The 25,381-nt window shown below is 64.1% G+C and carries 19 protein-coding genes and 1 pseudogene; 15 read left to right on the forward strand and 5 right to left on the reverse strand.

All coding sequences use genetic code 11. The annotated features are described in order from the left end of the window. Positions 1 to 64: 64 nt before the first annotated feature. Positions 65 to 1,567 (reverse strand): cellulase family glycosylhydrolase, encoded by a 1,503-nt coding sequence (locus PALO_RS00565; protein WP_015582022.1) that lies wholly within the window; start codon positions 1,565 to 1,567, stop codon positions 65 to 67. Positions 1,568 to 2,168: 601 nt separating this feature from the next. Here PALO_RS00565 and PALO_RS00570 point away from each other — a divergent pair. Continuing rightward, a complete protein-coding gene (locus PALO_RS00570) occupies positions 2,169 to 3,188 on the forward strand; it encodes an esterase/lipase family protein (protein WP_004809439.1) in 1,020 nt (339 codons plus the stop codon). Between the two features lie 387 nt (positions 3,189 to 3,575). On the opposite strand, the gene PALO_RS13070 is transcribed toward PALO_RS00570, so the two are convergent. The 3 genes from PALO_RS13070 to hemG form a co-directional block, all read right to left on the reverse strand. Then, positions 3,576 to 5,696 (reverse strand): bifunctional metallophosphatase/5'-nucleotidase, encoded by a 2,121-nt coding sequence (locus tag PALO_RS13070; RefSeq protein WP_015582023.1) that lies wholly within the window; start codon positions 5,694 to 5,696, stop codon positions 3,576 to 3,578. A 278-nt stretch (positions 5,697 to 5,974) separates the two neighbouring features. Next, positions 5,975 to 7,288: a TIGR04053 family radical SAM/SPASM domain-containing protein gene (locus tag PALO_RS00585; RefSeq protein ID WP_004809434.1), complete on the reverse strand. Its 1,314-nt coding sequence runs from the start codon at positions 7,286 to 7,288 to the stop codon at positions 5,975 to 5,977. Continuing rightward, a complete protein-coding gene (gene hemG, locus PALO_RS00590) occupies positions 7,285 to 8,637 on the reverse strand; it encodes a protoporphyrinogen oxidase (RefSeq protein ID WP_036910119.1) in 1,353 nt (450 codons plus the stop codon). The genes PALO_RS00585 and hemG overlap by 4 nt, the downstream gene beginning before the upstream one ends. A 297-nt stretch (positions 8,638 to 8,934) precedes the next feature. Here hemG and PALO_RS00595 point away from each other — a divergent pair, with 297 nt between their 5' ends. From PALO_RS00595 to PALO_RS00625, 8 genes are all read left to right on the forward strand, one after another. Continuing rightward, entirely contained in the window at positions 8,935 to 9,990 is a 1,056-nt protein-coding gene (locus PALO_RS00595) for a thiamine pyrophosphate-dependent dehydrogenase E1 component subunit alpha (protein WP_177166374.1), read from the forward strand. After that, on the forward strand, positions 9,990 to 10,985 hold the full coding sequence (locus tag PALO_RS00600) for an alpha-ketoacid dehydrogenase subunit beta (RefSeq protein WP_015582025.1): 996 nt from the start codon (positions 9,990 to 9,992) through the stop codon (positions 10,983 to 10,985). The genes PALO_RS00595 and PALO_RS00600 overlap by 1 nt, the downstream gene beginning before the upstream one ends. Positions 10,986 to 11,036: 51 nt before the next feature. Continuing rightward, a complete protein-coding gene (locus PALO_RS00605; protein ID WP_080634315.1) occupies positions 11,037 to 12,446 on the forward strand; it encodes a dihydrolipoamide acetyltransferase family protein in 1,410 nt (469 codons plus the stop codon). A gap of 233 nt (positions 12,447 to 12,679) precedes the next feature. Beyond that, positions 12,680 to 13,069: a hypothetical protein gene (locus PALO_RS11755; RefSeq protein WP_080634282.1), complete on the forward strand. Its 390-nt coding sequence runs from the start codon at positions 12,680 to 12,682 to the stop codon at positions 13,067 to 13,069. Then, entirely contained in the window at positions 13,070 to 13,804 is a 735-nt protein-coding gene (locus tag PALO_RS00610; protein WP_002514516.1) for an ABC transporter ATP-binding protein, read from the forward strand. Continuing rightward, complete coding sequence (locus tag PALO_RS00615) at positions 13,804 to 15,156, forward strand: hypothetical protein (protein WP_023033199.1); 1,353 nt, start codon at positions 13,804 to 13,806, stop codon at positions 15,154 to 15,156. The genes PALO_RS00610 and PALO_RS00615 overlap by 1 nt, the downstream gene beginning before the upstream one ends. After that, positions 15,153 to 15,857, forward strand: a complete 705-nt coding sequence (locus PALO_RS00620; protein ID WP_015582028.1) for a hypothetical protein — start codon at positions 15,153 to 15,155, stop codon at positions 15,855 to 15,857. Before PALO_RS00615 ends, PALO_RS00620 begins: the two co-directional genes overlap by 4 nt. 79 nt (positions 15,858 to 15,936) lie before the next feature. After that, positions 15,937 to 17,208, forward strand: coding sequence for a threonine/serine exporter family protein (locus PALO_RS00625; protein ID WP_036909933.1), 1,272 nt, complete (start codon positions 15,937 to 15,939; stop codon positions 17,206 to 17,208). Positions 17,209 to 17,238: 30 nt separating this feature from the next. On the opposite strand, the gene PALO_RS00630 is transcribed toward PALO_RS00625, so the two are convergent. Then, positions 17,239 to 17,922, reverse strand: coding sequence for an EcsC family protein (locus PALO_RS00630; protein ID WP_015582030.1), 684 nt, complete (start codon positions 17,920 to 17,922; stop codon positions 17,239 to 17,241). Between the two features lie 311 nt (positions 17,923 to 18,233). Between PALO_RS00630 and PALO_RS12715 the strand changes: the two are divergent. The 6 genes and pseudogenes from PALO_RS12715 to PALO_RS00660 all read left to right on the forward strand — a co-directional run. Continuing rightward, positions 18,234 to 18,362: pseudogene (locus tag PALO_RS12715) on the forward strand (energy-coupling factor transporter transmembrane component T); the annotation flags it as partial. 623 nt (positions 18,363 to 18,985) lie between these two features. Continuing rightward, positions 18,986 to 20,473 (forward strand): ABC transporter ATP-binding protein, encoded by a 1,488-nt coding sequence (locus PALO_RS00640; RefSeq protein ID WP_015582032.1) that lies wholly within the window; start codon positions 18,986 to 18,988, stop codon positions 20,471 to 20,473. Beyond that, complete coding sequence (locus tag PALO_RS00645) at positions 20,470 to 21,063, forward strand: MptD family putative ECF transporter S component (protein ID WP_004809369.1); 594 nt, start codon at positions 20,470 to 20,472, stop codon at positions 21,061 to 21,063. Before PALO_RS00640 ends, PALO_RS00645 begins: the two co-directional genes overlap by 4 nt. Beyond that, the gene (locus PALO_RS00650) at positions 21,060 to 22,880 is read left to right on the forward strand and encodes an ABC transporter ATP-binding protein (RefSeq protein WP_004809368.1); all 1,821 of its coding nucleotides are present in this window, start codon (positions 21,060 to 21,062) and stop codon (positions 22,878 to 22,880) included. Before PALO_RS00645 ends, PALO_RS00650 begins: the two co-directional genes overlap by 4 nt. Continuing rightward, on the forward strand, positions 22,877 to 24,670 hold the full coding sequence (locus PALO_RS00655; RefSeq protein WP_015582033.1) for an ABC transporter ATP-binding protein: 1,794 nt from the start codon (positions 22,877 to 22,879) through the stop codon (positions 24,668 to 24,670). The genes PALO_RS00650 and PALO_RS00655 overlap by 4 nt, the downstream gene beginning before the upstream one ends. Beyond that, positions 24,667 to 25,311, forward strand: a complete 645-nt coding sequence (locus PALO_RS00660; RefSeq protein ID WP_002520710.1) for a TetR/AcrR family transcriptional regulator — start codon at positions 24,667 to 24,669, stop codon at positions 25,309 to 25,311. The genes PALO_RS00655 and PALO_RS00660 overlap by 4 nt, the downstream gene beginning before the upstream one ends. The last annotated feature ends 70 nt before the right edge of the window (positions 25,312 to 25,381 follow it).

The following is a 25,381-nucleotide window of genomic DNA, read 5'->3' on the forward strand; positions in this document are numbered from 1 at the left end:
GAGGAGGGCCAGTCGTAAAAGTGTCTGGGAGACTTGTAGGTCGGTGCTGAAGACACTTGAAGGGTTAGCGCAGGGTGATCGTGACCTTCGCCGTGGCACTGCCTTGGTTGAGGTGCAATCGCACCACCCGGTCGCCCGGGTGTGAGGTGACGTGGGCGCCGGACGCCTGCACGTCGTACCCGTGGGGGGCTGAGACGGCGGGGACCACCACGGTCGTCTCGTCCGATTCTCCCGCGCGCGACCCGTCGGGCCGCTGGGCGGTCCAGGTCATGGTGAACACGCGTCGGGACCGGTCGTGGTGGTACGCGGATGGGGTGCCCGCGACACGGTCCGGGTGGGGAACGGCGATCAGCGCCAGCTTGGCGCTTTCGACGTTGGTCCCCTGGGGTGGCCGAGCTGGGTCGTCGACGATGGCTTGCTCGGTGCCAGGGCCGGCTGTGGTGGGATCACCGGCAGTGTAGGCCCACCACTGGACGCCGACCCGGTTGCGAGCTGCCAGGTCCATCTGGGACGTGATCACCGCAGGGGTCGTGATGGCGCCGAACTCGGTGAGCATCAGCCCCGACCCGGTCTGACGTGAATGCTTCTCTGCGTTGTTGAAGACCCGGTTGTCCGGCGCAGTGCACCCGACATAGGAGTGGAGGGTGGCCTGGCTGGTGCAGTAGTCGTGGAAGCTCAACCCCAGGTTGGATCCCGTGAGCCGAACGTTGGTCCCGACACCGATGTTGAAGAACTGCATCGGCTCGTACCAGATGGTGGTGGCCTTGTCTACCGAGCGGATCGCGTCGACAGCCTTCTGCTGGACGGCCGACAGTCGCGCGTCGGCAGTGCGGCAACCGAGTTGCGTGAGGCACCGCGTGTAGTGGTGGCCCGGGAACGGCTCGTTGATCAGGTCATAGCCCTGCACGCCGGGTACGGCTCGGAAATGCTCGGCCACATGTCGCCAGGCGCTGGCGTAGTGGTCGGCGACGCCGACGCCGTCGGAGGCCTTGGCATTGTCGTAGAAGGAGTCGAAGGAGTATTTGACGGCCTCGTTGAGGAAGTAGTTGCCAGGGAAGCCCGCCTTGACGATGTTGGGCATGTTGTGGTCGAGCGCGGCCCAGGCAGGCCACCCCTCCCCCTGGTATTTCTCGTTGACCATGTCTTGGTGGAAGTCGAGGACACTGGCGATGCCGTGGGCGTTGAGGATCCGCACAGTGCGTTCGACCCGGGCTAGGTAGGCGTCGTCGTAGACGCCCGGGCGAGGCTCGACCCCGGCCCACAGCACCCCCAGTCGGACGCTGGTGAACCCCTGCGCCTCGAGGAAGGCGGCGTCGTCCTCACTGAAACCGACGGCATCGGGGGCATAGGGGGCGCTCTTGGCGACCTCGTTGATCCCCTGCGTGATGACCACGCGGTGCTGGGCGTCGGTCACCCAACGCCCCTGGGTGGTCCACCGTGAAGCGTCGACGTGAACCGGCGCTGCCGTATCCGCCGGCGAGGCAGTTGCCGGTGTTGCTGCGGCAATGCCCATCCCTGTGGCGAACAAGGACAAAGCTACAAATCCGAGGGCTGATTTTCGGCGCATGGAAATTCCTTCTTCTAATGTCAACTACCAACAGCCGTCAGGATGAATCGGGCTGGAGATGACTGGCAAGGCGCCAGCATATACGAAGAAGGCTCTTCAACGGGATGACGAGTGTGATACACGGAGCTATAGCGTGCCAAGTAGTCGCGAAATTAGCATGACCGACGGGCTCACGAAAGATAGCGTTCGGCCATATTAGATAACTTTCGTTCACAGTTGGCGGTTATTTGTTGCATGGAGCCTCACTGGGGTCGGATCATGCGGATGGCTTCAGTCGGCCTTAGGCGTGGCGCCTGTCTGGCTAGAAGACCAAAGGTCTGCCGCAGGTCAGATGTGGAACGCCAAAGGTCTGTCGCAGGACACTCCGAGGGGCGTCTACTTGGCGGGGAGCTGCGCCCCCGCTGATCCCTACTATCAAGTTGTATTGAAACTCTCGGAAGTTATCTTAGGAGGTGAATGACCTCACTGGCTGAGTGAGGATAATTCTCAATGTGATGTATCGTTCAGGTCACCACTTGAGATGAAATTTTTGTAGTTCACCCTTTTTGAATTGGATAAATTAATTCACGGAATTTCCCCGTGTTCCGCTGAGGAGTCACTGATGAAGATCAAAGCACGATTCGCCGTCATGGCCGCGAGCGTGGCCGTCCTAATGGCTGCCGCGCCGATTGCGCAGGCCGTTACTTCGCCAGGGGATACCCATCCCTTGGTCCCGGCAGTCCACAGCCCCGACGGTATTCCTGGTAACGGCGTCGGGCCGGAATTCCACACGTCGTCGATGGCGCGTTCCTACAGCGAGAAGCACCTGGGCGTGGCGCCGCGGGGTGTGAACGACTTCTCCTGCAAGGTCAAGCCCGGTGACCGACCGGTCATCCTGATCCCCGGCACTGGCGGCAATGCGTTCGCCACGTGGTCCTTCTATGGGCCCCATCTGGCCCATGAGGGGTACTGCGTCTACACCTTCACCACCAATGTCCCCGTGGGGATCCTCGACGAGGGTTGGGGCTTCACTGGTGATGTGCGCGCCTCCGCGCAGGCGCTGGGTGTCTTTGTGGATCGGGTCCGGAAAGCGACGGGCTCCGAGAAGGTCGACCTCGTCGGGCATTCGCAGGGTGGCGGCATCCTGCCGAACACCTACATCAAGATGTACGGCGGAGCGTCCAAGGTCGACAAGCTGATCGGACTGGTGGCCGCCAACCACGGCACCACTGCCGGCGGTCTCGACAAGCTCGTCCACGGCCTGCCCGAGGCCGTGAAGGATTCCCTCAGCACGTGGAGCTACGACCACAACATGGAGGCCTACGGCCAGCAACTCAAGGGATCAGCGTTGATGCAACAGGTCTACCGTGACGGCGACACCGTCCCGGGCATCGCCTACACCGTCATCTCCACCCGACTCGACATGACGATCACGCCCTACACGCAAGCATTCCTCAAGGGTGCCAAGAACATGACCGTGCAGGATGCCTGCCCTCTGGATGCCTATGGCCACGGCCGCCTACCCTATGATCCCGTCGCCTACCAGATGGTGCTCAACGCCCTCGATCCGAACCACCCACGAGAGATTTCCTGCACGTGGAGGCCCCGGGTCCTGCCCGTATCCACCACGGATGCTGCATGAGCCATGGCAGGTCAGGGTTCTCCAGCACCGCGCGGCGTGGCCACCAACCACGACGGTGGTGACAACGAACAGCACGCCGTCCCCGCGTTGTGCCGGGTGGCGCTGCCACGTCGTCCATCAGGGTTAGGTCGTGGTGGTCGCTTCGTCTGTGTGGGGGACTACCTGCACGTTCACCTCTAGGTGTACCGACCGGGGATGTTGGGCAATCGTGATTCTGATGGTGGTTGTTGCTACGACAAGTGGCAGCACCCACCATCATGACCGGCATTTCCACCACGTCGGCAGGCCTCACCCCGTTGCTGCCCAACTCAGACACACAAGAACCCTGGCCCGGGATTCCTCCTCGGGCCAGGGTTTCTTCAGTATGAGGTTGTGTCGGTCCTTGGATCAGACGCCAGTTTTCGGCAGGCCGGGCTTGCCGTTGCTGGAGCTGTTGTCAGATCCGGGGGTTCCTCCCGGGTTGACGTCGTGGCCCGGGGTGCCAGACTGGCCCGGCTTCGGGGTCGGGACCACAGCGCCACCAGGATGATCGCCGGACGGTACCGACAGATTGGCGGCGAAGCGCACCGTGGTGCCGGAATCCGGGAAGGTGAAGACGATGGTGGCCTCACCGCTGACCAGCCCCTTGGCGGTCGGCACCTTGACGGTCACGGAGGATGAGCCGTCCTTGACCGGGGTGGTGGCGACGTCGACGGTCTTGTCACCCTGAACGATCTGGGCCTTCATCGTCTTGTTGACGACGGAGTCCTTCGAGGTGAAGTCGACGGTGTCGGGGGCAACTGCCTTGTCAGCCGGCTTGCCAATGGTGAAGGTGGCGTCCTTGGACATGCCCTCCTTGAGGGAGGTCGTCAGGGAGACGGCACGCTTGGCGAAGTCAGGCTTGAGGGTCTTCTGAGCCTTGATCCAGTCAACCCAGGCGGACAGGTCGATCTTGCCGGTGTCGACCGGCTTGGATCCCTTGGCGAGTTCGGTGAAGTTGTCACCACCGGCGATGAGGAAGGAACCGGAACCCACGGTGTAGGTGCCCCTGGGATCGATCGGCTTGCCATTGATCCGGATGGAGGTGATGCGGTCACCTTCCTCGCGGGACTCGTCGTAGGTGTAGGTGACGTTCTTGGAGACGCCGAGCTGCAGGTACGGACGTGACGGGACCTCGCCCTTGTCATCACGCTGCCACTGCTGCTCCAGCGTCTTCTTGAACTGAGCGCCGGTGATCCTGGTGGTCATCAGCGTGTTCGCGAAGGGGAGCACCTGGGCGGCCTGCTTGTAGGTGATGTCCTTCTCGAGCAGGGAGGCGCGGGTTCCACCGGGGTTCTGCAGACCGATGAAGTCGGGGTCGTCCTTGCCGAGGGTGTCCTTGAACATGTCGGCGACCATGTTGGTCATCGTCGACTCGCGGTTACGGACGTTGGCGGCGAACTTCTGGTCGGTCTCGTTCGACGGGGTGGTGATCGGAGCGGTCTCGTGCCCGATGACTGTGGAGCCGACCTCATCCGACTTGGCCTTGGCATCCTCGTAGATCGAGGTGATCTTGGCGATCGTCGGGTCGTCGGCCGGGGTGCTGGCCGGATCGGTGATCGAGGCGTCCGTCGAGCAGAGCTTCTTCTGCTCGGAGTCCCAGGCCACCTTCACCTTGGCCAGGTGAGCGCCGTAGGAACCGGCCTGCAGCAGTGGGGCGCCGGCCTTGTTCTTCCACGAGTACACCTGGTGGGTGTGGCCGTTGAAGACCAGGTCGACGTCGGCGGAGGTGTCGGCGTAGATCGGGGCGAAGTTGCCGCCCTGGCTGGCCGGATCGGCGGAACCGTCAGCAGCGCCATCGTGGTACTCGGCGACGACGACGTCAGCCAGGCCCTCGCTCTTGAGACGCTTGGCCTCGGCGTTGACGGCCTTGACCGGGTCACCGATGGTGAGGTTGGAGATGCCGGCGGGGGAGACCAAGGAGGGGAGGTCATGAGTGACGGCTCCGACGATGCCGATACGGACACCATCCTTGACGATGACGGTCGACGCCTTGAGGGGAGAGGCAACCTTCTTGGTGCCCTTCTCGTAGACGTTGGCACCCAGGTAGGGGCTCTCGGTGTGCGGCATGATGCGCTCGGCGAGATCCTTCCAGCCCTTGTCGAACTCGTGGTTGCCGACGGCATTGGCCTCGACGCCCGCGGCGTTCAGCATGGCGATGGTCGGCTCGTCATTGAGGGAGCCGGACTCGAAGGTCGAGCCACCGACGTTGTCGCCGTCACTCAGCAGCAGAACCTTGTCGGCTCCATTCGCCTTGCGGGCCTCGACGACCGGGGTGAAGAGGTTGGCACCCGTGGCGATGCGGCCGTGGAAGTCGTTGAAGTTGAAGATCTCGACGTTCTTGTCGCCGTTGCATGATGTGGCCGGCGCGGACGGGGTGCCGCTTCCGCTTGGTGCGGCAGAGGCCGGGTTGGCAATGAAGCTGCCACCCATACCGGCCACGCACAGCACCGACAGGCCGGCAATTCGGGCCCTGCATCGGTGATTCATGGATTCTCCCTGGGGTTCGTCCGAATACTCATGTTGTGCCCAAAAGGCATACACAGCTAGCGTCGCCCATTTCTGGCCGAGCTCGCAAGGGGTCGGAGGAACTTCGCCATGAGGAATTCATGTCTCCGTCACCTCGGCGTGAGGAGTACTGAGGATAGACAAACCTTGTGTTATCGATTTCAAGAATGGCGGTACTGATTGGCGGTGTCGGAGATTACCGACGATGGCGAGACGCCGTGACGATGTCGTCACGGCGTCCGGCCCATGAAACATCCTCGTCACACCCTCGGAAGTCCGTCAGCGGGAACCCTCTCTGGCAGCTCTCCGTGGTAGCCCGGTGGCACGTAGGCGCAGGACGGGTCGGAGGCCAGATAGTCCCCGGTCATGGCGTAGGCCGTCGAACGAGATCCACCACAGAAGTGGTTGAAGTTGCAGGCTCCGCACTTGCCGGAGAACCCGTTCGGGTTGCGAAGTCCCTGGAACACCGGGGAGGTCCGGTAGATCTCGGGGAAAGGTTTCTCCTTGATCGACCCGCAGTGGATCGGCAGGAATCCCGACGGGTAGACGTCGCCGGTGTGGTCGATGAACGCGAATCCGGACCCGGAGTTGATGGCCAGCGGAGTACGCGGGGGGCGCGGGTCCTCGATGACGTCGCCGAGCAGCTCGTTGGTCTCGCGGGTCAGCCACTCATAGAGCTCGCCATGGCGAACCGGTCGCTCCTTGCCCTGACGGACAGCCTCGCGCTGGAAGGCGATGCGCCGATACTGAGGCGCCTCGGTCGTCTTGATGGCGATGCGCGTGGAGTTGTCGTGCAGCCAGTACAGGACGTCCTCACGCTCCAGCGGTGACAGCATGTCGAGCTGGGCACCGCGTCCGGTCGGAACGAGCATGAACGTGTAGAACATGAACGCACCGAGGTCGATGGCGTTCTTGAGCATCTGCGGTGCCTCATGGATGTTCTTGGCGGTGAACACCGTGTTGAGCTGGAAGCGCATGCCGAGGTCGTTGAGCATGTGGCAGGCCTCGACGGTGCGCTCGAAGGTTCCCGGGAAACCGCGGAAGGCGTCGTGGGTGGCAGGGGAGCCGCCGTCGAGGGACATCGACATCATCGAGACGCCGGCATCCTGCACGGTCTTGACCCGGTCACGCGTGAACAGTGGGGTCACCGAGGGCGAGATCGACACGTGCAGACCCTTGCTGACGCCGTACTCGATGAGGTCGACGAGGTCGGGACGCTCGAAGCAGTCACCACCGGTGAGTATGAGCATCGGGTAGGGACGCTCGTAGCTCGTCAGCTGGTCGATGAGTTCGTGGCCCTGGGCGTTCGTCAACTGGCCGGGGGCGGCGTGGTGCTGGGCTTCGGCGCGGCAGTGCTGGCAGACCAGGGCGCAGGCGCGGGTGACCTCCCAGATGACGATGAAGGGCTTGTCGTTGAGGTCGTGCTTGATCTCGCGGACGAGCGGGCCGTGGCCGGGATGGCCGCCCGGATGTCCACCTGGGTGGCCACCGGGATGCCCGGCAGGATGACCCGCGGACGCACCCGGATGTCCGGGCTGCCCTGGCCGCTCGGGATGATCAGTGGTGGTGGTCACTTTTCCTCCTCCTTCGAGGTGATCTGACGGGCAAGACGTCGACCGGCGACGATGGCGGTGCCGACTCCGGCGCCGTCGATCCCGGCCCCGCCGACGTGGAGTCCGGTGTCGTCAAGGACGGTGGCGAGTGTGGCCATGCGCTCCCGGTGGCCGGGGACTGGCTGCGGCATGGCGCCACGGTGGCGCTCGATGACGTGGTCGTGAGGGTGAACACTCAATCCTAGACGCTCCAGTTCAGCCATGGTCATGGTGACGAGGTCGTCGTCGGAGAGGTCGTCGATGGGGGTTCCACCGTGACGACCCATGGCGATCCGGAGAGTGGGCTCGGAGAGATGCCACTTCGTCGAGAGATTCGTCACCTGGCGTACCAACGGGGACCATTCCGAGCCGATGAACCACGTCTGAGCCGTGGTGATCGGGTGATCCACCTGGTCAGTCCGCACCACGAGCGTGGCAACCGTGGTGCTCTCACACCGGGACAGCAACTCCGAGGCATCGGGGTGTGTGGTGGACAGCAGAGCTGCAGCGACCCTGGCGGGCGTGGCGATGATGACGTCATCGGCGGCAACTGATCCGATTCCTCGCGGTCCTGTGACGGTGACGACCCATTCGTGGCCAACCTGCCGGATTCCTGTGGCACGGGTGTTCGTGTGCACGGTGAGGCCTCCAGCCAGCGCCTCCGGCAGCGTCACCAAACCGCGTTCCCACGTCGCGGTGGCAGGGGTGCGGGGTCCGGAGGGCTGAGGACGATGACGAATGCGCGACCATGTCGCGACCGCGTTGCGCTTGAGGGTCCCCGTGACGATGGACTCACCCTTCCTGACGGTCTGCCTCAAGGCCGGAGCCGCGACCGCGAGGGAGAAGCTGTCGACGTCGGCGGCGTGAATGCCACCCAACAGGGGATCGACGACGGCCCGGCCTACCTCGTCGCCAAATCGTTCCGAGATGAACTGGCCGACGCTGACGTCGTCAGGGTGTGGGCGGGAGGTGAAGGGCTCCAGGCCGGCTCGCAGCAGGCCGATGGGAGAGAGGATCCGCGAGGTGATCGTCGGTAGGAGTTTCGTGGGCCCGACCGGCGTCACTCCGGCCGGCATCTCCACGACCCCGCGTCGGCTCGACAGCAAGGTGCGTCCGGGGGCGGGATGACGCATCGAGTCCGTCAGCCCCAGCTCCGACACCAGATCGGAGACGCCTGGGGCACGCAGCGGTACGGCCTCGGCTCCCATCTCGACCATGTCGGCCCCAAACCGACGGGAACTGACCTGTCCGCCGACGCTCGGTCCTGCTTCCAGGACGACGACTCGGCAACCGTGGCTCCGCAGCTGGTGTGCGGCTGCCAGACCTGTCATCCCGGCACCGATGATCGCCACTGTTTTGCTCACCAGTTGAGAGTACGCAAGAGCTTGTGAGAGCCGACGACCGGGGTCGAAACCGTGGATAACCTACGGAACGGTAACCTCATACTTGTTGGCTCCCTACGGAACGGTAAGTTCTGTTTGGAACTGGGCTAGTCGGCGTCCAGAATGAAGCACGGAACACTCGACCAGGAGGAAGATGTGACCGAGACCAGCAGTGCCGACGAGGGCGATCCGGACCCATTCGTCCCGCCGGCAACACACCATCCCGTCAATCGTCCGGATCCTGCAATGGTGCGGATCCTCGACGACCAGGGACGCCTCACCCCCCATCCTGACTTCCCTGTCGAGTTGAGCGACGAGGACCTCGTCAAGGCCCTCGAGATGATGGTCATGGTTCGGCGTCTCGACGTCGAGGGCACTGCTCTGCAGCGTCACGGAGAGCTCGGCCTCTGGCCTCCACACATGGGCCAGGAGGCCACTCAGGCCGGTGCGTGGCTGGCACTGGGTGACGGGGACCAGGTCTTCCCGACCTACCGCGAGCAGGGGCTTGCCCACGCGATGGGGGTCAGCGTCGCCGACATCCTCGACTCGTGGAGTGGCAAGGCGCACTGCGCCTGGGACACCGTCGCCACACACTTCAGCGCCTACCCGGTGATGATCGGGTCGGGCACCCTGCATGCCGTCGGCTACGCCATGGGTATTCAGCGCGACGTCGAGTCCGGAAGCGCTCGGGCTGCCGTGTTGGACTTCCACGGTGACGGGGCGATGAGTGAAGGGGACACGAACGAGGCTTATGTCTTCGCGGCCTCGATGAACGCTCCTGTGGTCTTCGTGTGTGTCAACAATCAATGGGCCATCTCGGAGCCGACAACGGTGCAGTCCCCGACGTCCCTGTTCCGCCGCGCGATCGGCTTTGGCATTCCGGCGGTGCAGGTGGACGGGAACGACGTCGTCGCCATGACGGCCGTGCTGCGAGCGGCCCTCGACCATGCCCGCAGTGGAAAGGGGCCAGTTTTCGTCGAGGCGTGGACCTACCGCATGGGTGCTCACACCACCACCGACGACCCCACCCGATACCGAACCGCCGATGAGGAGGCGATCTGGGGAAAGACCGACCCCATCCTCAGGCTGCAGACTTACCTGCAGGATCGTGGGGACATCGACCAGGGATGGCTTGACGGTCTGGCTGAGCGCGAGGAGGCCTTCGGGGCCGAGGTTCGCGCCGCTGTCCACGAGAACCCCACGCCCGTCATGGCCGAGCTCATGTCGGACGTCTACGCCGAGCCGACCCCCGACGTCCTGGCCGACGCCGAGGAGATCTCCTCGTGGGGGGAGGACAACTGATGAGCGACAACGGTGCACGCCCACAGGGGGAGACCACCCTGGCCAAGGCCCTCAACGCGGGCCTGGTCGACGCCCTCGCCGCCGATGACCACGTGGTGATCATGGGGGAGGACGTCGGAACCCTGGGCGGCGTCTTCCGCATCACCGACGGCCTCAAGACCCAGTTCGGCGGCCGTCGGGTCATCGACTCCCCGCTGGCGGAGTCGGGCATCGTCGGAACCGCCATCGGCATGGCCATGCGTGGTTACCGTCCCTGCGTCGAGCTGCAGTTCGACGGCTTTAACGCCCCTGCCTTCGACCAGATCGTCTCCCAGCTGGCCAGGTATCGCGCCCGCGTGGGCGGACGGTGGTCCCTGCCGGTGACGATCCGCATCCCGTTCGGCGGTGGTGTCGGCTCTCCGGAACACCATTCGGAGTCCCCGGAGGGGTTCTACGCGAACACCCCGGGCCTCAAGGTGGTCAGCTGCTCGAACCCTGACGACGCCTACTGGATGCTGCGTCAGTCCATCGAGACCCCCGACCCGGTGATCTTCTTCGAGCCGAAGCGTCGCTATTACACCCGCGGCGAGGTCTCCGAGGCCCCTGAACTTGGCCTTCACGAGGCGCGTATCGTCCGTCCCGGTGCCGACGCCACCCTGCTGTGCTTCGGGCCCCTCGTAGAAACCTGCCTGGACGCTGCCGAGGAAGCTGCCCGGGAGGGACGTCGGCTCGAGGTTGTCGATCTGCGCAGCCTCTCCCCGCTTGACATGCAGACCGTCTATGAGTCGGTACGGCGCACGACGAGGGCGATTGTCGTCCAGGAGGCGCCGCGCACCCAGGGCATTGGCGCGGAGATGGCGGCACGCCTGGGCGAGGAGCTCTACTACGTCATGGAGGCCCCGGTTCTGCGTGTGACCGGGTGGTCGACCCCGTACCCGCCGGCCAAGGCCGAGGGTGAGCACATCCCCGACGTCGACCGGATCCTCGACGCCGTCGACCGTTCCCTGGCCTACTGACCACCGTCCGTCCGACATCGATCACGAGGTATTCACGTGAAGAACTACTGCATGCCCGACCCGGGCGAAGGGCTCACCGAGGGAGAGGTCGTCTCCTGGCGGGTGTCTCCCGGTGACACCGTCAAGATCAACGACGTGCTGTGCGAGGTAGAGACGGCCAAGTCGATCGTCGAACTCCCCAGCCCTTTCGCCGGGACCGTGGCGAAGCTGTGTGCCGAGCCCGGCGAGACGGTGGCTGTGGGAGAGCCACTGGTGACCATTGACGACGGTTCCGACGACCAACCCGAGGAGGAGCCGGAGTTCCTCGTCGGTCACCTGACCGCGGAGTCCGGACGTCGACGCCGTCGGCGCAGGGGAGCTGCGGTGTCGGCTGAAAGGGCACCCGAGAAGGCCCCCCAGACGCCGACCCTCAAGACCGGCCCAGAGACTGATGTCGAGCCCGTTCCCGAACCTGCGCAGCCGACACAGCCCAGCCGCCAGGACCCGCCGCGCATGGACCGCGCCGGGCATGTCCTCGCCAAGCCACCGGCCCGACGACTGGCTGCCAACCTAAGCATCGACCTCGCGACGGTGACGGGCACCGGCCCGCAGGGGGCGGTGACGAGGAGCGACGTCAAGGCGGCAGCGGAGGCCGGTCGTCAAGCCGCGCCTGAGCCACCTGTCGTCGGTGCCTCTGCTGGCGACGCTGAGTTCGCGACCCTGTCGGTGATGTCTCGTCGTCTCCTCGGCGGTGCCCCGACCGAGCCTGACGGCCACACTCGCAGGGTCCCGGTGCGCGGCGTCCGCAAGGTGACCGCCAAGGCGATGAAGGATTCCCTGGACACCAAGGCCCTCGTGACGGCCTTCCTCACCTGCGACGTCACTCCGACGATGGACCTCGTCGACCGGCTGCGTGCCGACCGCAGGTTCAAGGGACTGCGCGTCTCCCCGCTGACCATCTGGTGCAAGGCGGTGTGCCTGGCGATGGGACGCACCCCGGTCGTCAACGCCCGCTGGGACGACGCCGCCGACCAGATCGTCTTCCGCGACCAGATCAACCTCGGCATCGCCGCGGCCACCCCGCGCGGCCTCATGGTGCCCGTGGTGCGCAACGCCCAGGACATGACGATGCTCGAGCTGGCCGAGGAGATCACCCGCATCGTCGCCATCGCCAAGGAGGGAAAGCTCCAGCCCACCGACTACACCGACGGCACCTTCTCGATCACCAATGTTGGGGTGTTTGGCCTTGACGCAGGGACTCCGGTCGTCAACCGCACCGAATCGGCGATCCTCGTTCTCGGGACGATCGCTCGACGTCCGTGGGTCGTCGGGACCGGTGACGATGAGGAGGTCGTGCCCAGGTGGGTGACGACGATGAGCCTCGGCTTCGACCATCGCCTCATTGACGGCGAGGAGGGCTCGACCTTCCTCCATGACGTTGCGGAGATTCTCTCGGACCCGGCCTCGGCAATGCTGTACTGATCGACCTTGGCCGCTGGTCGAGGATGTCAGTGCGGTGTTTTCACCGCGGACGAGGTTGTTTTAGCGTGTGATCGTCACGCGCCATGGCGCTACTGCTGTGCCCTCGTGTCTTCACTGGTACGACAGGTCGCAGCGGGTTAACTGGCCACAGGGGTGGATACGTGATAGTATGACCGCTGCCTTGAAGGTATGGATTATGGCTATGTAGCCGCGTGGCATCTTTAGTTGAGAAAATGGTGATGGAGATGAGATCTCGCAAGGAGGTGGTTTCTACTATCGTATTAGGTGTTATGACGGTGAGCGCTGGGATGACGATGATCGCCGGGCAGGCTAACGCAAGCCATTGTTCTTTGTTTGCAAATAAGCCTGTCCAGCATGGCACGACGATGTCCGGGACTGGTGGGCGTCAGAGCTGCGCCGACACCGTAGGGTCCGTGGCAGTCGCTGAGTATCACCAGATCTCGCATTGGCCGGATAGTCGTATGGCATCCGCACGCAGGACTAATGTAAAGAATGCATCCCTGACCGTTACTGGTCATGGTAAGCACGGCTGGGATGTCTATACCAGGGTTGATAGTTCGACTGGAGCCCAGACGAAATCGGGTTACACTCGGGTCGGATGAATGATCGAACTCGAGCACATATCGCACCGGTATCGTCGTCGGCGTAGCCTCGTCGATATTTCCTGTGAGTTTGACTCTGGGTTGTGGGGGTTGCTCGGCCCGAATGGGGCTGGAAAGTCGACACTTCTCAGTATTCTCGCAACACTACGGGAACCGGAGTCCGGTCATTTTCGGGTGAATGGTGTCGATGTCAGCGATGACGTCAATACCATTCGTAGTATGGTCGGATTCTTGCCCCAGCGGTTTTCCCTCCCGTTGCATTTTCGCATCCGGAGGGCCGTGGAATATGCGGCATGGGCGCGAGGAGTTGAACCGAGGGAGTGCTGTGTACGGGCAGGTGCGGCCCTTGATCGTGTGGGGCTTGTCGACCGCGCCGATGATCGCGTCCAGTCTCTTTCGGGTGGAATGCGCCAGCGGCTTGGAATCGCGTGTGCAATTGTCGGAGATCCGGCTGTGCTGCTGCTCGATGAGCCGACAGTCGGCCTCGACCCGGCATCCAGGATCGGGGTGCGATCCCTCCTCGGTGAACTTGCCGAGGATCGGACGGTCATCGTTTCGACGCACCTGCTTGAGGACCTCCAGGAATTCGTGTCGCAGCTTGCCGTCCTTTCCGAGGGAGAGTTGATCTTCGAGGGCTCGTACTCTGACCTGGAATCTGTTGGTCAAAAGCATCCAGTCCGTAACGCCAACGATGCTGAGGCTGGGTACCTCACCCTCCTCGGGGAGGCAGCCTGATGTCCGTGTCGCCCCGGGATATACGCCCGTTGCGTGGTCTCCACCGCGTGGCATTCCCCTTCGCATCATGGTATGCGATTCTCGTAACGGCCAGCGGTGCCGTCTGCAGTCTCATTGCGCTGCGAGGATCATGGTCCTGGGGAGTGTGGCAGGTGCAGGACGTCACCGTCACCATCCGGGAGTCCAGTATGTTGTGGGCCATCGTGGCCGGCCTCATCGTGGCAGGATCGGCGGCCCGCATGGCACCGTCGGACATGATTGTCGGGGTTGCTCCGGCAAGGTCCATTCTCAGCATCCACTGGCACTGGTTCTGGCGTCAGGCGGCGGCCCTGCTCATCGGGACCGTTGTCGTTGCGGCGCCCCTGGTCGTCAAGGCCTGGATCAACGCATCCCCGACTGCCCCCGAGGTCGCAGACCTTATCGTCGTTCTGCTGTCCTTCCCGGCTCTGGTGGCCGTTGCTCACCTGGTAGCCGCGATGGTGTCCCACCCCATCGTGTGGGTGGTGGCGCCGGTTGTGTGCATCGCTGTGGTCGGAATACCGGTCCTTGTCAACGAGAATCTCTTTGCCAACACCGGGTATGGCTCGGTGGCCTTCGCGTGGTCCATGGACATGGCAGAGCCGAGTGGCAACCACACCGCCACGGCCTCGGCCGTGACCATGCGCACCATCTTCTTTTGCATCGTCTCCGTCTCGTGCATCCTGGCTGCCAGCCGTTGGTCCACGGTTCGCTCCGGCGGTTTTACGTGGCGTCGGGTGGTGCCATGTGTGGCCCTGGTCGCCCCACCGCTCATCATCGCTGCCCTGGGGGTCGTCATGCCAGTGCCGTTGTTCCGCGATGCGCCACTGGCCTTCGGGTGTTCGTCACACGAAGACGTACGGGTGTGCGTCATGCCGGCACATCGCAGTCTCGCCTTGTCCTACGCGCAACCCGCTCAGCGCGTCGTGTCCGTCATGCCGCCTACGGCGGTACCTCACGACGTCCTACTTGCTGAGCCTGGATACCACGCACGCAGCAAGCAGTTCGTCATGGATCTCGGACATGCGACCGTATATGATTCTGCGCAACAATTATCGGATATGACGGCTCAGGGTCTGGCTCAGTCTTTTTCCGGTCAAGACGCATGTACTTTCTCTACAGAGATGACATCCCAGCAGATCGAGGCCTTCGACGGCGTTAATTCTGTGGAACGCACCATTCTTCGGCTGGCTGGATTCCAGTATGATGATGCGCCAAGTTCGGAACGAAATGACCTTGACGGCATGGATGTCACCGCATTTCGCCAGTGGTACACGCACCATCGTCAGGCGATCGAGGGGTGCTCGTTGACCTCCAGCGATCTGCACCGATGATGAGCATCGTGACTTTCTTGAAAGGGCGCCATGCCGTAGCCCTTGTTGCCGTGCCGGTTGCGGCCGTTGTCGTGGCCTTTTTCCTGTGGAAGACGCGTCTGTCGGTGGCATCGGGGGACGTGTGGGATCGCCCTGTGACAGGTCTCGAGCTGACCAGTCTGGTCGGTTGCGCCACCATCATGTGGTGCGTCTCGTCGGGCATGGGGTGGGTCGAGAGAGCTTCGATTCGCTCCCTGGAAATTGGGTATGGGTCAATGGGGCTGTGGATATGCCTGTGCGCCGCTGCCCTTCCACTGCTCACGGGGTGGATACTGCGGTCGCTTCCCGTCGAATTAATACCCGATGGTGATTCCGTGTTAGTACCGGAAATGCCCGCGCGGTTTCAGCTGCCGTGGTCTCCATTCATCGGGTTCTCGGTCACCTGCCTGCTGTGCACCGGTGTCGCATTGTTTGCCACGGGGGTGCTGTCGCGCAAAAGTGGGCCATTGTGCGGCCCTCTTGCCTACCTGATCATGGTCGTCGCGCAGTCAAACACCTTCCTGCGGTTTCTCCCCGGCGGCTATCCAGGCCAAACAGCTGCCGTCGAGGGAAGTGTGCGGGGGGTGTCTGTTATGGCCGTGGTGTGTGCCGCCGTCTGTGCCCTCCTCGGGGTTGTCGGGTATACACGAGGGCTGGGCGGAGTGAAATCCCTACGTCCCTGACCCGTGGATTGATGTTCGGCCACTGGCGTGCCGAAGGGCCCAAGGTGCGCGACGATTGATCCTGGCGACGGTATCGACGATGGGATCTGGAGTGGACGAGCTCGACGAAAATGACGTCCGCCGACTGCTGGCTTACGTTGCCGCAGCCGGTATCGCCGGTGGTCAGCCGGTGCACGAGGTGGAGGCCGACACCCGCAGCGTCGGTCGGTACCTGGGATGCCCCGACGTCCAGGTGCAGGGTTGGCCCACCGGAGTCGTGGTGAACCTGGGAGGTGGCACCCCCGCAACCTTCGAATCGGTGGAAGGAACCATCCGTCTGGACCAGAGCGCCACCACAGCTCGTATCCGTCAGCAGCTCCTCGACGGCACCATCGGCCCGGTCGAGGCCCTCGAGCAACTGCGGGACTTGCGTTCCATCCCGCCACGTTACCCGCGCCTGGGTCTGCATGGTGGCATGGTGTGCGTCGCCTCGGGCATCGCCCTGGTACTGCAGCCGTTGTGGCCCAGCGTGCTGTTCTCCGTGCTGGCCGGTCAGGTCACCGCCGGATTCATGTGGTTGTCCGGCAAGAGGAAGGCTCTGGCCGTCCTCACCCCGTTCCTCGCCGCGTTCGTCGTCGCACTGTGTGCCTTCTGGGCCGCGCGACTCGGACTCATCGAGGGGCCGCTGCGAAGCCTGCTGCCACCCATCGCGGTGCTGCTTCCCGGTGCCCTCATCGTCACCGGGGTGGCTGAACTGGCGGCAGGGGCGATGATGTCGGGTGCGTCGCGCCTGGGATTCGGGACCGCCCAGTTGGCCATGTTCACAGCGGGTGTTCTCGGCGCGGCGTGGCTGACAAAGGTCCCCGTCGACCAGCTCAACAACCAGATCATCCCCTGGCGAGGGTTGTGGGTGCCATTCCTCGGCGTCCTGCTCCTGACCGCTGGGATGAGTCTCATGGAGTCGATACCCAGATACCTCGTCCCGTGGGTGGCTCTCATGTTGGCCACCACCCTGGCCTTCCAGATCATCGGCCAGACGGTTGCCGGGGTCACCTGGGGCGGCGGCCTGCTGGGAGCGACCGTGGCGAGTTTCGGATCATCGGTGATCGAGATGCATCGCCCGCGACTACCGCGTCTGGTGCTCTTCCTGCCGAGCTTCTGGTTGTTGGTGCCGGGATCCCTGGGTCTGGTGTCCCTGACTCAGCTGGGCGCGGGCACCTCGGTGGCCGGCGCGACGGTGTTGGAGTCCACGGGAATCATTGGCTCGATCGCGCTGGGTCTGCTCATCGGCACGACGGCTGCGCGGGCTGTCGGGCTGCTTCGTCGCAGCCGCACACGTCGGCCCGGGGCACGTCGTCGGCAAACCTTCTGACGCGTCCCGGACCGAACACAGATCCTGGCCTCAGCCGCGCGGGCGGCGGGTCGGGAACTGCTTGCGGGCGTAACGAGCGACGCTCCAGGTAGTGAACCCGTCGGTGGTGGCTCCGACTCCACCACCCAATACAGGCACGCGCTTGGAGACGAAGACCGGCAGTTTCTTGCCCGCAACCTGGCCCATGAGGACGTTGACGAGGTTACGGGCGACGACCTTCTCCAGATCGGCGTCACCCACCGGGGCGGTGGCGATGCCCATTGGGGTCGTCGGAAGCTTCTCCTCGTGAATGAGGCTGTCGACCTCACGCTGCCCCATGAGGGTGGCGAGGATGGCGGTCCGGACGCGCTGGTCGTCAAGGTCATAGCCGCGCAGGTGGGCGATGGCAGCCACCATGCGGGCCTGGACGATCGCGACGCCCGAGATGTTGGCGGGGATGGTCACGGCCAAGGTGACGACGCCACCGAGGTTGGAGACGAATCCCTGTGCACCTGCCATGGCGATGTGCTGGTTGACGAGGGAGTTGATGGCCTGTTCGACGTCACCGTCGTGCTTGGTGAGGGTCTTGCCAGCGGCCTGACGCGCTCCCGGCAGCGACGAGGCACCGTCGATGGCGAATCCCAGGATGCTGCGCAGCATCGAGACGGCCGCGCCGGGTGCCATGTCGGGTGCCTGAGCCAGCAGGGCCTTGCCGATGTTGCTTCCGATTCCCACGAGGCTCTCCTCTCGATCAACTCACCTCAAGGGTAGCCGTGGGGGCAGGGCGAGTCCTGTGGTTGTTCGCGTTGAGGTGGTGTCGGGCAATACCCGTGGTGATCGTGCCTGCGTGAGGCCGCGATTCCTCCGAACGTGGCGTGCCCTCCAGCGTCACCAGTAGGACCGCCCGTTTGGCCTATGGGTGTCCCTCCGTGTCAGATTATGAACTACCCCCTATTTGTTAACGAGGATAACTAATGAGTTAGGGTTACCTTATGAATTGTGACGAGGTGACCGTGGCCCGACAAGGTGACATCCACCCGCTCCCGATGGCCCGCGCCATGGCCGGAAGCGCGCTGACCACCACCCATCGGCCCCGCACTCGGGGGCTCCACGGCGCTGTGGACCCACGCACCCTGTTCCTCTACGTCATCGTCCTCAACATCCTTCTCATGGGAGCGGGGTCGACGCCTCTGGTGCTGGCCTGCCTCGGCGTCGTCGTGGTGTCACTCGTGTTCACGACCCGCCCCACGACGTGGATCGGGTGGCTGATCTTCGTCCTGGTGTGGGTCTTCTGCTGTTTCGCCCTTCCAGCCCTGTGGCACTCGGCTGTCTCCGCATTTCTGGTCTTCATCGCTTTCTGGATGTTCCGCTTCGCAGGAGTCTTCGGCTCGGCAGTGGCTGCGATCAAGGTTCTCGACGTCACCCGGGTTGGTTCAGTCCTCACCCAGATGCGTGCGCCGCGAGTCGTGCAGGTCCCGGTGATGGTCGTGGTGAGGTTCTTCCTGATGGCAGTGCGCGAGCTGCGGGCGATCGTCCAGGCCATGACCCTGCGAGGCCTGAGACCCGGCGCCCGTTCAACCATGCGCCACCCGCTGCGTACGGGAGAATACGTCGTCATCCCCTTCCTGGCCTCGGCTGCCCGGATCGCCGACGAGCTCTCCGCCGCAGCCATCATCAAGGGGCTGGGTGCACAAAAATCCCGGTCCACCCTGGACCCGAGTCGTTTCCGTGTCGGTGACGCCGTCGTGCTGATGGTTTTGGGCGCGTTGATTGCCTGGCGCGTGACCGAGGTGATCGCATGAGCGTCAGCCTGACCGACGTCTCCTACTCCTACCCGGTCCCTGACCTCGACGGGTCCCCGTTCGACGACGGCCCCACGCCCGACCGAGAGGTCGTGGACCAGCTCCGGGACATCACCATGACGATCCGGTCCGGGACCCTGACCCTGCTCGTCGGGGGATCAGGATCAGGGAAGTCCACCCTGCTGCGGACGATGAATGGCCTCGTCCCGAAGTTTTTCGAGGGCACCATGCGTGGCAGAGTGGAGGTGGACGGCACTGATCTGGCCGGGGTTGAACTCCACGACGTCGGGCGCACCTCGGCGATGATCTTTCAGAATCCTCGCACCCAGTTCTTCACCTCCATCGTGCGAACCGAGCTGGCTTTCGGGCTGGAGAACTACGGGGTCGACCCGTCCGAGATCCGCGACGCCATGACTCGGGCAGTCGGCCAGACCGGCATCGCACACCTGCTTGACAGGCGGCTCGACACCCTCTCGGGAGGGGAGTTGCAGCGCGTCGCGTGTGCCTGTGCCCTGGTCACTGACGTCGATCTGCTCCTCTTCGACGAGCCGACCTCGAATCTCTCTGCCGAGGGAATCGACGATTTTCGCCACCTCGTTGCCCAGCTGAAGGCCTCCGGGAAGACGCTGGTCATCGCCGAGCATCGGTTGCACCTCTTCCGTGGGATGGTCGACGTCGTTCATCGCATTTCTGACGGCAGAGTCGCCGAAACCATGACCGGCGATGATCTTTTCAGCCTGACGGACATGGAACGGACCGAGCGTGGCCTCCGCGCCCTCGATGTCCTCCCGGTGGACATACCCGAGCCGCCGACCGCCGCAGCCTCCTCCAACACCGATGGCCCAAAACTCCCGACTGGGCTGATGGTCGAGCACCTGTCCTTCTCCTACGGGCCTGGCCCGATGATTCTCGACGTCGACTCCCTCTTCCTGCCGGCCGGAGCGGTGACGATCCTCACCGGCCCCAATGGCGCGGGCAAGTCGACCTTGGCCCGACTGATCTGCGGGCTCGAAAAATCCCCGCCCAGCGCCCGTATCGGCATGGGAGAGCCGTGGAGCACCGGCAGGAGGCAGAAATCGTGCGGGATGGTCATGCAGGACGTCCGCCGCCAGCTGTTCAGCGAGTCGGTGGAGCGGGAAGTCACCCTCGGTCTGGACCCGCGCCAACGCGATGCCGCCAACGTCCCGGCGCTCCTGGAGCGTCTCGATCTGATCGGCCAACGTGACCGTCACCCCTTGTCACTGTCCGGTGGGCAGGCCCAGCGCCTCGTCGTGGCGGCCACCATCGCCCAGGACAAGGAGGTCGTCATCTTCGACGAGCCCACATCGGGTGTCGATTTTCGTCACCTCACCTCGATCGCCGACCTCGTCAGTGACCTCGCGACCGCTGGGAAGGTCGTCATCGTCATCACCCACGACCCGGAGCTCATGGCCCGATGTGGGGACTACCTCATCAACATCACCACTCTGAAAGGACAATCATGAAACCCCGTCTGACAACGCGTGACCTGGTGAGTATCGCCATCTTCGCGGTGATCTTCTTCGTCGTCTTCTACGCCTGCGGCATGATCGGTCTCGCCGGTCCGGCCTTCATGTTCGTCGGTTGGATCCTGGGCATCCTGCTGGGCGGCATCGTCCTCATGTTGTCAGTTGCACGGGTGCCGAAAATTGGCACCATGACGATCACTGGTCTGCTCGTCGGGCTCGGTATGAGCCCGGGGCACACCATCTGGATGATCCCGGCCGGAATAGTGCTCGGATTTCTCTCCGATCTCATCATCACCAAGGCCGGCCGCAGCACCCGTCTCACGACGAGCCGCGCAATGCTCGGGTATGCCGTGTTCGTGCTGTGGATGATCGTGCCGCTCATCCCGATGCTCGTGAATGCCGACGAGTACTACGCCATGATCACCGAACAGATGGGCGCCGACTACTCCAACAAGATGCGGGAACTCTTCACACCTGGCCTGGTGGCGGGATGGGCCGTCATCGTCTTCCTGCTGGGGCTGGCCGGTGGCTGGTTGGGCATCAAGGTGGGTCGCAAGCACTTCCAGCGGGCAGGACTGACGAAGTGAGCGAGACCTCCACGTCCCCGCAGGTGTGCCCCGGCGCTGCCGCACCGGAAGATATTCGCGACTACCAGGCCAAGCACCGTGCCGGTGGCAAGGCCCTGTCGTCGATCATGAAACCTATCCGCGAGTACGTCCTGATCGCGCGGATCCTCGTCATTGCGTCCTGCATCGTCGCCCTTGCCCCGTACGTCGCCCTGACGAAACTCGGCGCGATCCTGCTGGGTGATCACGTCGACCACGAGGCGCTCACCCGCACCGCCAATGTGCTGTGGATGGCCTTCTGCCTCCAGGCCCTGCTCTACGTGTTGGCCCTCGTCATCACTCACATCGCCGACATCAAGCTGCGCAACATACTCCAGGACCGCATCATCGACCGCATCTCGGAGGCCCCACTGGCCTGGTTCAGCTCGTCGTCAACCGGTCGGGTGCGCAAGGCCATCCAGGACGACACCGTCCAGATCCACATGCTCGTCGCCCATGCGCCCGTTGAGCAGACCGCAGCCGTGGGAGTTCCGGTCGTACTGCTCGTCTATGCCTTCGTGGTGGACTGGCGGCTGGGACTTCTCTCCATCGCCACCTTCCCGATCTACGCCCTGCTGCAGTGGGTGACGATGCGAGACATGGCCACCAAGACCGCCGAGATGGACGACAAGCTCGCCGACATCTCGTCCTCGGCGATCGAGCTGACGGAGGGGATCCACGTCGTCAAGAATTTCGGACAGACCGGCAAGGCCCATCGTCGCTTCACCGAGGCCTGCGAGGAGTTCGCCCGGTTCTACTGGGACTGGTGTGGCCCGCTCATCAAGGCGTCGGCCCTGTCTCTGTCGGTGATCTCGGTGGCAGCTCTCATGGCGATCAACCTGGGATTCGGTCTGCTCATGGCCAAGGCCGGCTGGGTGGGCGTCACCGACGTCCTCACCTGTTCACTCATCGCCCTGGTCCTGCCGCGCACCATCGAGGTACTGGGCAACATGGCATGGGGTTACCAACAGGCCGGCAACGCGGCTCTGCGTCTGCAGGACGTGCTGTCCATCGAGCAGATCAGCCATCCACAGGTCAGCGTGCGGATTCCTGACGACATGACGGTCACCTTCGACGACGTCAGCTCCTCCTACCTCACCCCTGACGGCGTCATTCCGGCGCTGAGTCATGTCAACCTGACACTGCGTCCAGGAACTGTCACGGCTCTGGTCGGGCCGTCGGGGTCCGGCAAGTCGACCTTGGCGACGATGCTCGCCCGCTTCCGCGACCCGGATTCCGGAGTGGTGCGCATCGGTGGGGTCGACCTCAAGGACCTTGCCCAGAATGACCTCTACCGGTTGGTGTCCTTCGTCCTCCAAGACCCGTACATGCAGCGTCGGTCCATTCGTGACGTCATCACCTTGGCTCGTCCCGACGCCACCGACGATCAGGTGCGCGAGGCTGCTCGTGCCGCCCACATCCTTGACGACATTGACGCCCTGCCGAAGGGTTTCGACACCGTCTTGGGGGAGGACACCGATTTCTCGGGTGGCCAGAAGCAGCGGTTGTCCATTGCTCGCGCCGTGCTCGCCGACGCCCCGATCCTCGTGCTGGACGAGGCGACGGCGGCCACCGATCCTGACTGCGAGGCGGAGATCCAGCAGGCCCTGGCCGCGCTGGCCCGGGGCCGCACCGTGCTCGCCATCGGTCACCACGCCGAGTCGGTGGCCGGCGCCGACGTCATCTGTGTCATGGAGAACGGTGGCATCGCAGCTTGTGGTTCGTCCGAGGAATTGGCGGATCAACCCTACTGGGCTCGTCTGTCGGCAGGACGAGTGATGAAAGGAGCCACCCGATGACCACGACCACAGATTCCCGCCTTTCTTGGGCGGGCGACATCCTGCTCCTGGACACCTTCCGACCCCTACTCACCGAGGAAGGAGCTGCCAAGTTCCGTCGTTCCCTGTGGCTGGCAGGTCTTCAGGGAGCCCTCGAGGGGGTTGGCCTGTTTGCCGTCATCCCGACGATCACGGCATTCGTCGAGGATGGGCCCTCGATGGGACTGACCTGGCAGGGCTGGGTGTGGGTGCTCGCGGCCTTGGCCGTCGCCGGGGCTGCCGTGACGTACTTCCAGTCGACGATCGGTTATCTCGCCGCGATGGACGTCATGGGCAAGCTCAGCGTGCGCATCGGTGACCAGGTGGCGAGCCTGCCACTGGGATGGTTCCGGTCGAATTTCCCCGGCCGCCTGTCCCGCCTTCTCACCCAAGGACTCATGCACCTGGGCGAGGGGTTGGCACATTTCACCGCCCCACTCGTGCGCGGTGCCGCGACGACCGTCGTCATGATGGTGCTCTCGTGGTTCTGGTCGTGGCAGTTGGGGCTGTCCCTGCTCATCTCGATGCCTGCGATGTATCTGATCATGATCGCGTCGCGGGCCTTGTGGCTGCGCGGCGAGTCGGCGGTCCAGCCGACCGAGCAGGAACTGGCTGCCCGCATCGTCGAGTTCTGCGAGACTCAGCCGGTGCTGAGGGCTGCCGGACGAGCCGAGGGCTATGAGCCGCTCCGGGATGCCCGTCGAGCCAATGAACGCGCTGCCCGTAAGTGTCTGGGGCTCGGTGTGACGGCGAACTTCCTCTCGGGTCTGGGGGCCCAGGTGGTCGCGGTCGTTCTTATCGTGCTGGCCGCTCGCATGGGCAACGACGGCACCCTCGCCCCGGTCGCGACGGTGGCTTTCGTCGGCGTCTCGCTGCGCTACGCCAAGGTGTTGGAGGACGTCGTCTCGGCAGCACTGTCCGTCGAGACTGCGCGCAAGCCGGTGAGCGAGGTGGACGAGATCCTCTCGGCGGAGGTGCTACCCAAGCGCGCGCACCCGGTCGAGCTCTCCGCTCCCGGGGAGGTGTCCCTCGAGGACGTCTCCTTTGGCTACGACAAGAATCATCCCGTCATCCATGACGTCACCTTTGCTGCTCCCGCTGGGGGATTGACGGCCATTGTCGGCCCCTCGGGGGCTGGCAAGACGACCCTGTTCCGGCTCATGGCGCGGTTCTGGGACGTCGACTTGGGGACGGTGCGTGTCGGCGGACTGGACGTGCGCGACCAGACGACCGAGCAGCTCATGAGTCAGCTCGCCATGGTCTTCCAGGACGTCTACCTCTACGACTCCACCCTGGCGGAGAACATTCGCATCGGTAACCCGGATGCCACTGACGAGCAGGTCTGGGAGGCAGGATCCTTGGCCGGGGTCGACGAGATCGCAGCTCGCCTGCCCGGTGGATGGGATGCCAGCGTCGGTGAGGGTGGTCGTCGTCTGTCGGGCGGTGAACGGCAACGGGTTTCGGTGGCTCGCGCCTTGCTGAAACGCGCCCCGATCCTGCTGTTCGACGAGGCCACCTCTGCGCTCGATCCCGAGAACGAGGCCCACGTCGAGGCCGCCCTGGCCCAGCTGCGCGAGTCCTCGACAATCCTCGTCATCGCCCACAAGCTCGACACCATCCGTTCGGCGGATCGCATCGTCGTCATCGACCGCAACGGTAGGGTTTGCCAGGTGGGAACCCATGACGACCTCATTGCCAGCGGCGGTGTCTACGCCGATCTGTGGCATGCCCGGGAGCGGGCCGAGGGGTGGTCGCTCGTGGGCCGTGAATGATCAGCAAACGGCCAGGGCGCAAGCCTGCGTTCACGCGACGTCAGGCGATTGACGCGGCCCTGGCCGAGGGCATCGAGACCTTCACCCTGAGGGCTGTCGCTGATCGTCTCGGGGTGAAGGCCACCGCCCTGTACCGGGAGTTCAGTTCTCGTCAGGAATTGCAGTTGGCCGCAATTGCGGAGATCGCGGTGGACATCGAGCCGGATCCCGACGTCTCCAATTGGCAGGACGCCCTACGTCAGGTTGTCGACCGCCAGTGGGCGTTGTGCGAGCGGTATCCAGAGGCTCCGCTGGTGCTCATGGCTCAGCCAGAGGCCTTCGGGGCAGCGATGCCTCGTATCGCGGCGATCGTGCAGAGACTGGCAGAGCTTGGTGTCCCCGGAGGGGTCGAGGGGGCTGCTTTCGCCTTCGACTTCGTCGGGGACACCACCTTGGAGACCTTTGTGTCGATCCAGCCCTATCTGACCGCTGATGAAGGAGGACGGACCGGCGTCGAGAGGATCGGGGAGATGACGGCAGGGCATCCGGATGTGTTCGGGGTGCAGTCGATGGGTGAGCGCGGCAACCTCGATCTCAAGGTTGAGTTCATCATCGCCGGCATGGAGCTCGGGCTGTTTCCCGGCTCGGTCGCACAGAAGTGATCGCATTCCCAGACCGCGAATCCTCCTGCAGCATCCCCATCCCGTGATCCCGCCTCGACAAGTCGAGGGC

It is taken from the genome of Cutibacterium avidum 44067, assembly GCF_000367205.1.
GTDB lineage: Bacteria > Actinomycetota > Actinomycetes > Propionibacteriales > Propionibacteriaceae > Cutibacterium > Cutibacterium avidum.